At 72.1% G+C, this 13,482-nt stretch carries 11 protein-coding genes; all 11 read right to left on the bottom strand.

Annotated features, from left to right (window positions below):
* Positions 1-8 precede the first annotated feature (8 nt).
* From MT346_RS06645 to pyrR, 11 genes are read right to left on the bottom strand one after another with little or no spacing between them, the layout of a single operon-like run.
* On the bottom strand, positions 9-1,991 hold the full coding sequence (locus MT346_RS06645; protein WP_243562025.1) for a primosomal protein N': 1,983 nt from the start codon (positions 1,989-1,991) through the stop codon (positions 9-11).
* Positions 1,992-1,999: 8 nt separating this feature from the next.
* Entirely contained in the window at positions 2,000-3,214 is a 1,215-nt protein-coding gene (metK, locus tag MT346_RS06640; RefSeq protein WP_243562024.1) for a methionine adenosyltransferase, read from the bottom strand.
* 5 nt (positions 3,215-3,219) lie between these two features.
* Positions 3,220-3,486 carry a DNA-directed RNA polymerase subunit omega gene (gene rpoZ / locus MT346_RS06635; protein ID WP_056124209.1) on the bottom strand — a complete coding sequence of 89 codons (267 nt, stop codon included), beginning with the start codon at positions 3,484-3,486 and terminating at the stop codon, positions 3,220-3,222.
* A 53-nt stretch (positions 3,487-3,539) separates the two neighbouring features.
* Positions 3,540-4,457, bottom strand: coding sequence for a guanylate kinase (gene gmk, locus MT346_RS06630; RefSeq protein WP_243562023.1), 918 nt, complete (start codon positions 4,455-4,457; stop codon positions 3,540-3,542).
* Positions 4,454-5,347, bottom strand: a complete 894-nt coding sequence (gene pyrF, locus MT346_RS06625) for an orotidine-5'-phosphate decarboxylase (protein ID WP_243562022.1) — start codon at positions 5,345-5,347, stop codon at positions 4,454-4,456. Before pyrF ends, gmk begins: the two co-directional genes overlap by 4 nt.
* A complete protein-coding gene (carB, locus tag MT346_RS06620) occupies positions 5,344-8,637 on the bottom strand; it encodes a carbamoyl-phosphate synthase large subunit (protein WP_243562021.1) in 3,294 nt (1,097 codons plus the stop codon). The genes pyrF and carB overlap by 4 nt, the downstream gene beginning before the upstream one ends.
* The gene (gene carA, locus MT346_RS06615; protein ID WP_243562020.1) at positions 8,637-9,836 is read right to left on the bottom strand and encodes a glutamine-hydrolyzing carbamoyl-phosphate synthase small subunit; all 1,200 of its coding nucleotides are present in this window, start codon (positions 9,834-9,836) and stop codon (positions 8,637-8,639) included. Before carA ends, carB begins: the two co-directional genes overlap by 1 nt.
* Complete coding sequence (locus MT346_RS06610) at positions 9,836-10,378, bottom strand: hypothetical protein (RefSeq protein WP_243562019.1); 543 nt, start codon at positions 10,376-10,378, stop codon at positions 9,836-9,838. The genes carA and MT346_RS06610 overlap by 1 nt, the downstream gene beginning before the upstream one ends.
* Entirely contained in the window at positions 10,375-11,736 is a 1,362-nt protein-coding gene (locus MT346_RS06605; protein WP_243562018.1) for a dihydroorotase, read from the bottom strand. The genes MT346_RS06610 and MT346_RS06605 overlap by 4 nt, the downstream gene beginning before the upstream one ends.
* Positions 11,733-12,713 carry an aspartate carbamoyltransferase catalytic subunit gene (locus tag MT346_RS06600; protein WP_243562017.1) on the bottom strand — a complete coding sequence of 327 codons (981 nt, stop codon included), beginning with the start codon at positions 12,711-12,713 and terminating at the stop codon, positions 11,733-11,735. The genes MT346_RS06605 and MT346_RS06600 overlap by 4 nt, the downstream gene beginning before the upstream one ends.
* Positions 12,710-13,288, bottom strand: coding sequence for a bifunctional pyr operon transcriptional regulator/uracil phosphoribosyltransferase PyrR (gene pyrR, locus MT346_RS06595; protein WP_243562016.1), 579 nt, complete (start codon positions 13,286-13,288; stop codon positions 12,710-12,712). The genes MT346_RS06600 and pyrR overlap by 4 nt, the downstream gene beginning before the upstream one ends.
* Positions 13,289-13,482: the final 194 nt, after the last annotated feature.

Raw genomic sequence — 13,482 nt, 5'->3', positions numbered from 1 at the left:
CCTGCTGGTCAGACCTCGGAGAACGGCTCGGCGTCGTCGAGTCGGACCCGCAGCGCCGGTGCTGCCCGTCGGCGGTTGCCGCCGGGCAGCACCCGCCGGGTCGACGACCGCCGGATCACCTCGGCCTTGAGCGTCGCCGCCACCTCGGCACCGTGCGCGTAGGGGAACCGCACGATCGCCCGGACGGTGTCCGGCGTGGGGTCGTCGACCGGCACCGGCCCGAGCACCGGCCCGACCGGGGCCTCGCCCAGGGCCTCGACCGCTGCCGTCACCGCTTGCTCGGTGCCGGTCAGGGTGGCGACACGGACCGCCGGCGGGAACAGGAGTTCGCGGCGGTCGACCAGCTCGTCGTGGGCGGGTCCGTCGAGCTTCCAGAGCGCCATCGCCGTGGCCAGCCGGCCGCCGATCCCGACCAGGTAGGTCTCGGCCCCCGGTGCGCCCTTGGCGGCCGCGTTCGTCCAGAAGCGCAGCACCTCTTCCTGCACGCGCAGGCCCTCGCGCGCCAGCATCCGCTCGCCGTCGAGCAGCAGCACGCACGCGAACCCGCCCGGTGTCGAGGGCTCGGCCCCGCGCGTCGCCACGACGACCGCCGGCTGCGCCGGGACCTCGTCGATCGGCCGTGAGCCGTCGGCGACCATGATCCGGGTACCCGGGAACGCCCGGCCGAGTTCGTCCGCGGTCCGCTGAGCCCCCTGCCCGACGGGCTTGAGCTTGCCGCCGCCGCACGTCGGGCAGCGGTACCCGACGGCCAGCGCACCGCAGAAGCGGCACTGCGGGACGGCGCCGTGCGTGGGGCTGCCGAGCGGTCCCCCGCAGACCCGACAGTGCGCCCGCTCGCCGCAGTCGGCGCAGACGAGTCCGGTGCCGAAGCCCGGGCTGGCGACCTGCACCAGGACCGGCCCGACGCGACTGGCCTCGCGCGCGGCACGCCAGGCGCTGCTCGGGATCCGTGCCTGGGCGGCGAACCCCTCGGCCGAGGCCTGCTGCAGGGTCGGGATGACCTTCGGCACGGCAGCCCGGTACGGCGTGACGTCGTCGAGCCAGTGCAGCTCGACGAGCCGCTGCACGTCGGTGCTGCGGGCGTGCGCCAGGAACAGCAGTGCGGCCCCGGACTGCGCTGCCCGCACGAGTGCGACGTCGCGCGTGTGCACGTAGGGGGCCCGTGGTTCGATGAAGGACGCGTCGCCGTCGTCCCACATCGCGATCAGCCCGAGGTCGTCGGCGGGCGCGTACATCGCCGTCCGGTTGCCGATCGCGACGACCGCGTGCGTCCGCGCCCGCAGCAGTGCCTTGGCCCGCTGCCCGTTCGTCTGCTTGGCGTCGAACCGGACCACCCGGTCGGACGGCAGGACCGCGAGCAGCGCGCGCTCGAGGTCCGTGAGGTCGCGGAAGTCCGGCACCGCGATCACCGCCGAACGCTCCCCCGCGACCGTGCGCGCAGCGGCCTGGGCCAGGGTCGCCGCCCAGCCGGGCACCCACACGGGGTCACCGCCCTCGACGTCGAGCTGCACCGGGTGCGGGATCGCCGACACCGCCGCGCGACCGTTCGAGGCCAGGGTGTCCTCGACCACGCCGGGCGCGTAGCCCGTGACCGCCGGCGGGACCACCGGGTCGGGGACGTGGTCGGGGTCGCGTGCCAGCCAGGCCTTCTCGGCCCGGACCTGCCGTGTCGGCACCGCGAGTCGGAGCACGTCCGAGGCGACACCGGCCGCGCGGTCCGCAACGGCGCGCGCGAGCTCCCAGATCTCCGGCGCGAGCACCGGCACGGGGCTGACGAGCGTCTCGATCGCGCTCAGCTCACCCGGCCAGTCCCCCTCGGAGACCACCTCGACGACGTACGCGTCGGAGATCCGAGCCCCGGTGCGCAACGGCACCTTCACCCGGACCCCGGGCACGCACGCGTCCTGCAGCTCGTCCGTCACCCGGTAGTCGAACAGCCGGTCGAGCTGCGGGAGCGGCGAGTCCAGGACGACGCGCGCGACGGTGGTCACACGGTGCCCTAGACGGCGGCGGTGACGAGTCCTGCGGCCTGGCGGAGTTCGTCGACGCGGTCGAGCTGCTCCCAGGTGAACCCGGGGAGCTCACGGCCGAAGTGGCCGTACGTCGCGGTCTGCGCGTACCGCGGCACGAGCAGGTCCAGGTCACGGATGATCGCCGCGGGACGCAGGTCGAACACCTGGGCGATGGCGGCCTCGATCGTGGCGTCGTCGACGTGCCCGGTGCCGAAGGACTCGACGTACAGGCCCACGGGCTTGGCGCGGCCGATCGCGTAGGCGACCTGGACCTCGAGCCGGTCGGCGAGCCCCGCGGCGACGGCGTTCTTCGCCACCCACCGCAGCGCGTACGCAGCGGACCGGTCGACCTTGGACGGGTCCTTGCCGCTGAACGCGCCGCCGCCGTGGCGGGAGGCCCCACCGTACGTGTCGACGATGACCTTGCGACCGGTGAGTCCGGCGTCGCCCTGCGGCCCACCGATCTCGAACCGACCGGTGGGGTTCACGATGACCTCGACGTGCGCGGAGTCGAGCTCGACCAGGTCGAGCACGGGACGGATCACGTGCTCGGTGATCGCCGCGGTCAGGTCGTCGAGCGTGACCGACGGGGAGTGCTGCGTCGACACGACGACGGTCTCGACGGTCTTCGGCACGACGCCGTCGTACCCGACCGTCACCTGGGTCTTGCCGTCCGGGCGCAGGAAGGGCAGCTCGCCCGACTTGCGGACCGCGGCCAGTCGCTCGGCCAGGCGGTGCGCCAGCCAGATCGCGACGGGCATGTACTCGGGGGTCTCGTTCGTGGCGAACCCGAACATGATCCCCTGGTCGCCCGCACCCTGGCGGTCGAGGGGGTCGACACCGGCGCCCGAACGCGAGTCCAGCGACTCGTCGACGCCCTGCGCGATGTCCGGCGACTGTGCACCGATCGACACCTCGACGCCGCACGTGGCACCGTCGAAGCTGACCTCGGACGAGTTGTACCCGATGCCCGTGATGACGTCACGGACCAGCTTCGGGATCTCGACGTAGCCCGAGGTCGTGACCTCGCCCGCGACGTGCACGAGCCCGGTCGTGACCATCGTCTCGACCGCGACCCGAGCGTGCGGGTCGACGGCCAGCAGCGCGTCGAGGATGGTGTCCGAGATCTGGTCACAGATCTTGTCGGGGTGGCCTTCGGTCACCGACTCGGACGTGAACAGGCGCAGCGTGCTGGACGTCACCGGGCTCAGACGGTGGGCTGCGGCTGCTGCTTGGTGACGGTGAGCTTGTCCTCGTTGATCTCGTGGAGGGCCACCGACAGCGGCTTGTCGTCGATCGTCGAGTCGACGAGCGGACCGACGTTGTCGAAGAGCGAGCCCTCGTGCAGGTCGGCGTAGTAGTCGTTGATCTGGCGCGCACGCTTCGACGCGAAGATGACGAGCGCGTACTTCGACTCGACCTTGGACAGCAGGTCGTCGATGGGCGGGTCGATGATGCCCTGGGGGTTGGCCATGGTGTCTCCTGTCAACGTTCGTGTCGCACCCGATGGGTACAGGGCGCTCCCGGCTAGGGCGCAGTGAACAAGTCTACGACCTGTCGTGCCGCGGTGCCGACATCCGAGTTCACGATCCGCACGTCGAACTCGTCCTGGGCGGCGAGTTCGACCTTGGCCGTCTCGAGCCGACGGGCCTGCTCTTCGCCCGACTCGGTGCCGCGGCCGATGAGCCGCCGCACGAGTTCTTCCCACGTCGGCGGCAGCAGGAACACCAGGACCGCCTCGGGCATGGCGTCGCGGACCTGCCGGGCACCCTGCAGGTCGATCTCGAGCATGACCTTGTCGCCGGCGTCGAGCGCGCGGTCGATCGGCGGGCGGGGCGTGCCGTACCGGTACGAGTTGTGCACGGTCGCCCACTCGAGCAGCTCGCGGTCGCGGATCATCCGGTCGAACTCGGCATCGTCGACGAAGTAGTAGTGCACGCCGTCCACCTCGCCCGGACGGGGCTTCCGGGTGGTGGCCGACACGCTCAGGTTGACGTCCGGGAAGTGCTGCCGGATGTGCGCACTGACCGTGCCCTTGCCGACCGCGGTGGGTCCGGCCAGCACGACGAGCTTCGACGTCCCGCGCTTGCCACCCCGGGCGGCCAACCAGTCGGACAGCGCGCCACGCTGTCGGGTTCCCAGCCCACCGAGCCGCTTCGACGGCGCGATCCGGAGCGCGCCCATCACCGTCTCGGCACGCGCCGGACCGATGCCGCTCAGGCTGGTCAACAGGTCACGGACGCGCAGGGTCTTCTCGGCGGTGGCCGTGTCGTCGTCGCTCCATGCAGCACGGGCCACGTCGAGGGCCGAACGCTCTCCCGAGGCGACCTGGGACTTCACCGCGGCCCGGGCGCGTCGCGCTGCCACGGCGGCACGAGCCGCTGCGGCCCGGTCGACCTCGGGCGGGTTGCGGTGGGCGGGCAGGTGCGCGCGGTCGTCGCTCATGCGGCGGATCCGGTGGTCGTGAGTGCGGCGCGGATGCGGTCGGCGCGGTCGGTCACGCGCGCCGTGACACCGTCGGGCCCGTCACCGAGCAGCCCGCGGGACTCGCTGACCAGGACCTGCTCGGCACGCGACCCGTAGAGCGCGCGGAGGTCCTCGATCCGGGCACCCTGCGCGCCGAACCCGGGCGCGAGCACGGGTGCCGTCCCGATCTCGTGCTCGTCGATGCCGAAGTCCGTCAGGTCGAGGGTGGCGCCGAGCACGAGCCCGACGTCCCCGATGCGCTGGTCGGCCACGGCCGGGTTGTCGTCTGCCACGTCCAGAACGATACCGGCCGCCACGCTCCGTCCGGCGCGCGGCCCCTCGGCGAGCACGGCCGTCTGCAACACACGGGCCTCGGCGTTGCTCGTCGCGGCCAGGACGAACACGCCGGCAGCGTTGGCACGCGCGACGTCGATCGTGCCGCGCAGCGAGCCGTAGCCCAGGTACGGCGAGACCGTCATCGCGTCGGCCGCGAACGGCCCGTCGCGGTCCAGCCACGCCAGGGCGTAGTCGTCACCGGTGCTGCCGATGTCGCCCCGCTTGACGTCGGCGACGACCAGGAGGCCCGCATCGCGTGCCCGACGGATCGTCGCGTCGAGCGCACGGTAGCCGGCCACCCCCGCGGCCTCGAAGAACGCGACCTGCGGCTTCACCACGGCGGCGCGGCCGACGGCCGCGTCCACCAGGACGCGGCCGAACGCGGTCAGACCGGCCTCGTCACGACCGAGCCCCCACGCCGCCAGGGTGGCGGCATGGGGGTCGATCCCGACGCACAGGGCCGACCGCGACCCGATGGCGGCCGCGAGCCGGACGCCGAACGGTGCCGGGCCTCCCGTCGGGGTGGACGTCACCAGCCCGCCCGCTCGAGCGCGTAGTCCTGCAGGCTGCGGACGCTGTGCGCGGTGCCGATCGTCTCGATCGCGGCGACGGCCGCACCGAGCTGCGCGATCGTCGTGAACAGCGGCTTGTCGGCAGCGACGGTCGCCGCGCGGATCTCGTACCCGTCCGCGCGACCCGACGCGCCGCTCGGCGTGTTGATCACGATGTCGACCTCGTTGCGCGCCAGCAGGTCGACGACGCTCTCGCCGCCCTGGCTGTACTTGCCGACGACGTCGACCAGGATGCCGTTGCGGCGGAGCACCTCGGCCGTGCCCTCGGTCGCGGTGATCGTGAAGCCGAGCTGCTGCAGGCGGTGCACCGGCAGCACGATCGCGCGCTTGTCGGTGTCGGCGACGCTCACGAAGACCGTGCCGCTCGTCGGCAGACCGCCGTACGCCGCGATCTGCGACTTCAGGAACGCCCGCGGGAAGTCACGGTCGATGCCCATGACCTCGCCGGTGGACCGCATCTCCGGGGAGAGCACCGAGTCGACGACCTGGCCCTCGACCGTGCGGAAGCGCCGGAAGGGCAGCACGGCCTCCTTCACGGCGACGGGCGCCTGCGCCGGGACGAAGGCGCCGTCGCGCTCGGGCAGCAGCCCCTCGGCGACCAGGGCGTCGACCGAGGTGCCGGTCATGATCCGGGCGGCGGCCTTGGCCAGCGCGATGCCGAGCGCCTTCGAGACGAACGGCACGGTGCGGCTGGCGCGCGGGTTCGCCTCGAGCACGTAGAGCACGCCCGCCGCGATCGCGAACTGCACGTTCAGCAGTCCCCGCACGCCGATGCCACGCGCGATCTTCTCGGTCGCGTCCACGACCGCCTGGATCTCGCCGCGGCCGAGACCGACCGGCGGCAGGGTGCACGAGGAGTCACCGGAGTGGATGCCGGCCTCTTCGATGTGCTCCATGATCCCGCCGATGTACAGGCGCTCACCGTCGAACAGGGCGTCGACGTCGATCTCCACCGCGTCGTCGAGGAACCGGTCGACCAGCAGGGGCAGCTCCGGGCCGATGATCGCCTGGTCGGCCATCCGGGCGAAGTAGTCGGCCATCGCGCTCGAGTCGTAGACGATCTCCATGCCGCGGCCACCGAGAACGAACGACGGGCGGACGAGGACCGGGTAGCCGATCCCCTCGGCCACCGCGGTCGCGCTGTCGAGGTCGTGCGCGGTGCCGTTGCGCGGAGCGAGCAGCCCCGCCGCGTCGAGGATGGCGGAGAACTGCCCGCGCTCCTCGGCGGAGTCGATCGCCGTCGGGCTGGTGCCGAGGATCGGGATGCCCGCGGCCTCGAGCGGCTTCGCGAGCCCGAGGGCCGTCTGACCGCCGAGCTGCACGACGACGCCGACCAGCTCGCCGGATGCCGCCTCGGCCTGGATGACCTCGAGGACGTCCTCGGTGGTCAGCGGCTCGAAGTACAGCCGGTCCGAGGTGTCGTAGTCGGTGGAGACCGTCTCGGGGTTGCAGTTGATCATGATCGTCTCGAACCCGGCGTCGCTCAGCGCGAAGGACGCGTGCACGCACGAGTAGTCGAACTCGACACCCTGGCCGATGCGGTTCGGCCCGGAGCCCAGGATGACGACCTTCTTGCGGTCCGACGCGGCGACCTCGGTCTCGGTGTCGTAGGACGAGTAGTGGTACGGCGTCAGGGCCGGGAACTCACCGGCACACGTGTCCACCGTCTTGAACACCGGGCGGATGCCCATCTGGTGCCGGGTGTCGCGCACCTGCTGCTGGGTGACCGGCCGGTCGGCGGTGCTGCGCAGCGAGGCGATCTGCACGTCGCTGAAGCCGTGCTCCTTCGCCCAGCGGATCGTGTCCGCGTCGAGCTCGGCGGCGTCCCGGACCTCGGCCGCGACCTCGTTGATCAGCACGATCTGGTCGAGGTACCACGGGTCGATCGCGTTCGCGGCGAAGACCTCTTCCACCGTCGCACCGGCGTACAGGGCCTGCTGCACCGTGACGATGCGCCCGTCGGTCGGGACCTTCGACTTCTCGAGCAGGGCGTCCTTGTCGAGCTCGGCCGCCGGGGTGTCCCAGTGGAAGCTCGACCCGCGCTGCTCGAGCGAGCGCAGCGACTTCTGCAGCGCCGTGGTGAAGTTCCGGCCGATGGCCATCGCCTCGCCGACGCTCTTCATCGTGGTGGTCAGGGTGGCGTCGGCGGCGGGGAACTTCTCGAACGCGAACCGCGGGGTCTTCACGACCACGTAGTCGAGCGTCGGCTCGAAGCTCGCCGGGGTGACCCGGGTGATGTCGTTCTGGATCTCGTCCAGCCGGTAGCCGATCGCCAGCTTGGCGGCGATCTTGGCGATCGGGAAGCCCGTCGCCTTCGACGCCAGGGCGCTCGAGCGCGAGACACGCGGGTTCATCTCGATCACGATGATCCGGCCGTTCGACGGGTCCACCGCGAACTGGATGTTGCAGCCACCGGTGTCGACACCGACGCGACGGATGATGTCGATGCCGATGTCGCGCATGTTCTGGTACTCGCGGTCGGTCAGCGTCAGCGCGGGCGCGACGGTGATCGAGTCGCCGGTGTGCACGCCGACCGGGTCGACGTTCTCGATCGAGCAGACCACGACGGTGTTGTCGAAGTTGTCGCGCATCAGCTCGAGTTCGTACTCCTTCCACCCCAGGATCGACTCCTCGAGCAGGACCTCGGTCGTCGGACTCGACTGCAGGCCGTCACCGACGAAGCGGACGAGGTCGGCCTCGTTGTACGCGAAGCCCGACCCGAGCCCGCCCATCGTGAAGGACGGACGGACGACCAGCGGGTAGCCGAGGTCCTTCGCGAACTCCTTCGCTTCTTCCAGCGTGTGGGCGATGTGGCTGCGCGCGACGTCGGCACCGGACTCGAGCACGAGCTCCTTGAAGAGCTGGCGGTCCTCGCCGCGCTGGATGGCGTCGACCTTCGCGCCGATGAGCTCGACCCCGTGCTTCGCCAGGATGCCGGCCTCGTCGAGTGCGATCGCCGCGTTGAGTGCGGTCTGGCCACCGAGCGTCGGCAGGATCGCGTCCGGCTGCTCGATGCGGATGATCTCCTCGATCGACGCGTTCGTGATCGGCTCGATGTAGGTGGCGTCGGCGAAGTCCGGGTCGGTCATGATCGTCGCCGGGTTCGGGTTGACCAGGATCACGCGGATGCCCTCGGCACGCAGCACGCGGCAGGCCTGGGTGCCGGAGTAGTCGAACTCGGCGGCCTGACCGATGACGATCGGGCCGGAGCCGATGACCAGGACGGACGAGATGTCGGGGCGCTTGGGCATCAGTTGCCCTCCTTCGTGACGTCGGCGGCGGGGGTGGTGGCGTCGGCGGTTGCGGCATCGAGCCCGGTGCCGTTGCGGCGGGCGAGCACCATGTCGCGGAAGCGGTCGAACAGGTACATGCTGTCGTGCGGTCCGGCGGCGGCCTCGGGGTGGTACTGCACGCTGAACGCGGGGATGTCGAGCGCGCGCAGGCCCTCGACCACGTCGTCGTTGAGCGAGTAGTGCGAGACCTCGACCCGGCCGAAGCCGCTCGGGGACTCGAGGACCTGGCCGACGGGGGCGTCCACCGCGAAGCCGTGGTTCTGGCTCGTGATCTCGACCTTGCCCGTCGTGGTGTCGAGCACCGGCTGGTTGATGCCGCGGTGGCCGAAGGGCAGCTTGTAGGTGCCGAAGCCGAGTGCGCGTCCGAGCAGCTGGTTGCCGAAGCAGATCCCGAAGAACGGACGGCCGTCGCGCAGGCTCTCCTGCAGCAGTTCGACCTGGGCGTCCGAGGCCGCGGGGTCACCGGGGCCGTTCGAGTAGAACAGGGCGTCCGGGTCGAGCTCGCGCAGGCGGTGGATGTCGACGTCCTGCGGCAGGACGTGCACCGCGAAGCCGCGCTGGGCGAGGTACCGCGTGGTCGACGCCTTGACGCCGAGGTCCAGCACCGCCAGCGTGCCGATCTGCTCGCCGACGGCGTCGACGACGTACTCGGTGTCGGTGGACACGGCGGCGGACAGGCTCTGCCCCGCCATGTCGACCTGCTCGCGGACGGCGGCCAGCTGCTCGTCGGCAGGCAACGCCGCGTCGGCCCCGCTGAACACGCCGCCCTTCATCGCGCCGGCGTCGCGGATGCGCCGGGTCACGGCCCGGGTGTCGATGCCGGAGATCCCGACGATGCCGTCGCGGACCAGGTGGTCGTCGAGCGACGCGGTGGCGCGGTGGTTGGACACCACGCGGCTGGGGTCGCGGACGACGTAGCCGGCGACCCAGATGCGCCGGGACTCCGGGTCCTCGTCGTTCACCCCCGTGTTGCCGATGTGCGGCGCGGTCTGCACCACGATCTGCCCGGCGTAGGACGGGTCGGTCAGGGTCTCCTGGTAGCCGGTCATCCCGGTCGCGAACACCACCTCGCCGAGGGTGCGTCCGCGGGCGCCGTAGGCCCAGCCGTCGTGTCGGGTGCCGTCCTCGAGGACCAGCACGGCCCGTTCGCGTGTCATCAGTTCGTCCCTTCGCCCGCGGTGTGCGGGTGGTTGTGCTTCGTCGACAGTTCCTGCAGGGCGACGAGCGGTGCTCGGTCGTCCTCGGGGAACCGGAAGTAGGTGTCGAGGTCCGTCGCACCTGCGGCGCCGGTCGCCGTCCATCGCAGACGGACCAGTCCCCCGGGTTCGACCACCCGGTCGATGGCCCACGTGGCGCGGTCGGCGCCGCGCAGGTGGTCGGCGGCGACCCAGCGGTCGTCCGCCCCGGCCAGGTGCAGCACGACGCCGTCGGCGTGCACCGTCACGCCGCCGCGGCCACGGAAGCCGAGTCCGCCGGCGGTGATCCGTTCGAGGGGTTCGTCGGCGCGGGTCGTCGCGACGGAGAACCCGTCCCACGATCCGACCAGCGTCCCGGGGGCGTCCGGCACACGGACGGGAGGCACGGCTTCCGTCTGCTTCCTGGCGCGCGTCCGCCAGGTGCGCGCCATGGCGACGAACAGCGCGACCACGGCGAGCAGGATCACCGCACCGAGCAGCCAGCGCGCCGCGTCACCGCTCATGCGGGCACCTGCTCGGAGCGGGCCGCCACGGCGTGTGCGGCGACCGTCTCGGCGTCGAGCAGTGCGCCGTCGAGCACGGTCGGGTACCCCCGGTGGAAGGTCGCGACGACCCGACCGGGCAACGGCATCCCCAGGTAGGGCGAGTTCTGCGACTGGCCGGCCAGGTCGGCGACACTGAACGTGCGCGTGGCGGCCGGGTCGTACAGCGTGAGCTCGGCCGGCGCTCCGGCAGCGATGGCCTGCCCGTGACCGGCGACCTGTCCGATGCGGGCGGGAGCGCTCGACAGCACGCGCGCCACGTCGGCCCAGTCCAGCAGCCCGGGCTCGACGACCGCGGCGTGCACGACGCTCAGCGCGGACTCGAGCCCGACCATGCCGTTCGCCGCCGCGGGCCACTCGCAGCACTTGGCTTCGGACGTGTGCGGGGCGTGGTCGGTGGCGACGATGTCGATCGTGCCGTCGGCGAGTGCGGCGCGCAGGGCGTCCACGTCCTCGCGGGCACGCAGCGGCGGGTTCACCTTGTACCGGGCGTCGTACCCGGAGGCACCGTCGACCCCGGCGATCAGGTCCTCGGTCAGCACGAGGTGGTGCGGGGTCACCTCGGCCGTGACGTCGATGCCGCGGGACTTGGCCCAGCGGATGACCTCGACGCTGCCGGCCGTCGAGACGTGGCAGACGTGCAGCCGGGCGCCCACGTGGTCGGCGAGCAGCACGTCGCGGGCGATGATCGCCTCTTCGGCCACGGCCGGCCACCCGGCCAGGCCGAGTTCGGCGGACAGGCGGCCCTCGTTCATCTGCGCGCCGATGGTCAGCCGGGGCTCTTGCGCGTGCTGCGCCAGCACCCCGCCGAAGCCCTTGACGTACTCGAGCGCGCGGCGCATCAGCAGCGGGTCGGACACGCACGACCCGTCGTCGGAGAACACCCGGACCCGGGCGCGCGAGGTCGCCATCGCGCCGATCTCGGAAAGGTGTGTTCCCCGCAGTCCCTGCGAGACCGCGCCGATCGGCCGGACGGTGACGTAGCCGGCATCCTCGCCCAGGGCCTGCACCTGCTCGACGACCCCGGCCGTGTCGGCCACGGGGCTGGAGTTCGCCATCGCGTTGACGGCGGTGAAGCCGCCGACGGCCGCGGCACGCGAGCCGGAGAGCACCGTCTCGGACTCCTCGGCACCGGGCTCGCGCAGGTGGGTGTGCAGGTCCACGAGACCGGGCAGGGCGATCAGGCCGTCCGCGTCCACGATCGTGGCGCCGGCCGCGTCGAGACCGGACCCGACCGCTCGGATCACCCGGCCCTCCAGACGGATGTCGGCACGCGAGCCGTCGACGAGCTGCGCGCCGCGGATGAGGTGGGCGGTCATGCGACGGACTCCTTCGTGTCGTTCCCAGTCGGCTTCGTGTCGTTCCCGGTCAGCGCCAGGTACAGGACGGCCATGCGGACGCTGACGCCGTTCGCGACCTGCTCGACGACAGTCGAGCGGGGGTCGTCCGCGGCGACGCCGGCGATCTCGAGCCCGCGGTTCATCGGTCCCGGGTGCATGATCAGCGTGCGCTCCGACAGTCGTGCGGCGCGGGACGCCGTCAGCCCGAAGTGGCGGGTGTACTCGCGCTCGTTCGGGAAGAACGCGTCGTGCATCCGCTCCTGCTGGATCCGGAGCGTCATCACGACGTCCGGGTCCTCGGCCAGTGCCGCGTCGAGATCGTGGTGCACCGCGGCGCCGAACGGCCGGTCGACCGCGGGCAGCAGCGTCGGGGGCGCGACGAACGTGACGTGTGCGCCGAGCGTGCGGAGCAGCCAGGCGTTGCTGCGGGCGACGCGGCTGTGCAGCACGTCGCCGACGATCAGGACCCGCACACCGTCGAGTCCCTGCCCCCGCGAGTCGGTGCCGTGCAGGCGGCGACGCATCGTGAAGGCGTCGAGCAGCGCCTGGGTGGGGTGCTCGTGCGTGCCGTCGCCGGCGTTCACCACGGGGACGTCGATCCAGTCCGCGTCCGCCAGCACCCGCGGGGCGCCCGACGCACCGTGGCGCATCACGATCCCGTCGATGCCCATCGCGCCGAGCGTCTGCACGGTGTCCTTGAGCGACTCGCCCTTCGAGACGCTCGAGCCCTTCGCGGCGAAGTTGATGACGTCGGCCGACAGGCGCTTGGCGGCGGCCTCGAACGAGATGCGCGTGCGCGTGGAGTCCTCGAAGAACAGGTTGACGACGGTCTTGCCGCGCAGGGCCGGCAGCTTGCGGACCTCGCGCTGGTTCACCTCGGCCATCTCCTCGGCGACGTCGAGGATGTGCACCGCGTCGGCACGCGACAGGTCGGCGGTGGAGAGCAGGTGCTTCATGCGCCGGTCCCCCGCTCGGTCTGCTCGATGACGACTTCGTCGGTGCCGTCGGTCTCGGTCAGCCGGAGCGTGACCCGCTCGTCGGACGCCGTCGGCAGGTTCTTGCCGACGTGGTCGGCGCGGATCGGGAGTTCGCGGTGCCCGCGGTCGACCAGGACCGCGAGCCGGACGGCCCGGGGGCGACCGATGCCCTGCAGCGCGTCGAGCGCTGCCCGGACGGTGCGGCCCGAGTACAGCACGTCGTCGACGAGCACGACGACCTTGCCGTCGATGCCGCCGGCCGGGATCGTGGTGCGGTGCGGTGCGCGACCGATGCCGTGGCCCAGGTCGTCACGGTGCATCGTGACGTCGAGTGCGCCGACCCGCTCGGTGCCGATGCCGCCGCGGGCCGAGGCCCACTCGGGCTCGATGTCGGCCAGGATGCGGCCGAGGCGCTCGGCCAGGACGGCACCGCGGGTCGGGATGCCGAGCAAGACCAGGTCCGAGCCACCGTGGTTGGCTTCGAGGACCTCGTGCGCGATGCGTGTGAGAGCACGCGTGATGTCGGACTGCTGCAGGACCGTTCTGGTGCCCACGCCGACCTCCTTCCCCGCCTCTCAGGACGGCATTTAAAGGATGCTGACGCGCTCAAGCCTAGCGGGACTCCGGGTCTCCTGCGACCGTCCGACCGGACGGTCCGTGGTCGTCGGCGGCGGCGGTGTCGTGCTCGCCGTCGGCGGGCCCTCGCCCGCCGTCCGGACCTCGCCCGCCGCCGGCCGCACCGCGCCCG

Origin of the sequence: Curtobacterium sp. VKM Ac-2922 (assembly GCF_022815645.1) — a bacterium.
GTDB lineage: Bacteria > Actinomycetota > Actinomycetes > Actinomycetales > Microbacteriaceae > Curtobacterium.
Note: the sequence above shows the minus strand (reverse complement) of the source record. Positions and strands in the feature narration are given on the sequence as shown.

What these genes read in the sequence shown, in the direction of transcription:
- rpoZ (WP_056124209.1), bottom strand. Translation starts at nt 3,486, where the DNA reads ATGGCCAACCCCCAGGGCATCATCGACCCGCCCATCGACGACCTGCTG.
- gmk (WP_243562023.1), bottom strand. Translation starts at nt 4,457, where the DNA reads ATGAGCGACGACCGCGCGCACCTGCCCGCCCACCGCAACCCGCCCGAG.
- carB (WP_243562021.1), bottom strand. Translation starts at nt 8,637, where the DNA reads ATGCCCAAGCGCCCCGACATCTCGTCCGTCCTGGTCATCGGCTCCGGC.
- carA (WP_243562020.1), bottom strand. Translation starts at nt 9,836, where the DNA reads ATGACACGCGAACGGGCCGTGCTGGTCCTCGAGGACGGCACCCGACAC.
- MT346_RS06610 (WP_243562019.1), bottom strand. Translation starts at nt 10,378, where the DNA reads ATGAGCGGTGACGCGGCGCGCTGGCTGCTCGGTGCGGTGATCCTGCTC.
- MT346_RS06605 (WP_243562018.1), bottom strand. Translation starts at nt 11,736, where the DNA reads ATGACCGCCCACCTCATCCGCGGCGCGCAGCTCGTCGACGGCTCGCGT.
- MT346_RS06600 (WP_243562017.1), bottom strand. Translation starts at nt 12,713, where the DNA reads ATGAAGCACCTGCTCTCCACCGCCGACCTGTCGCGTGCCGACGCGGTG.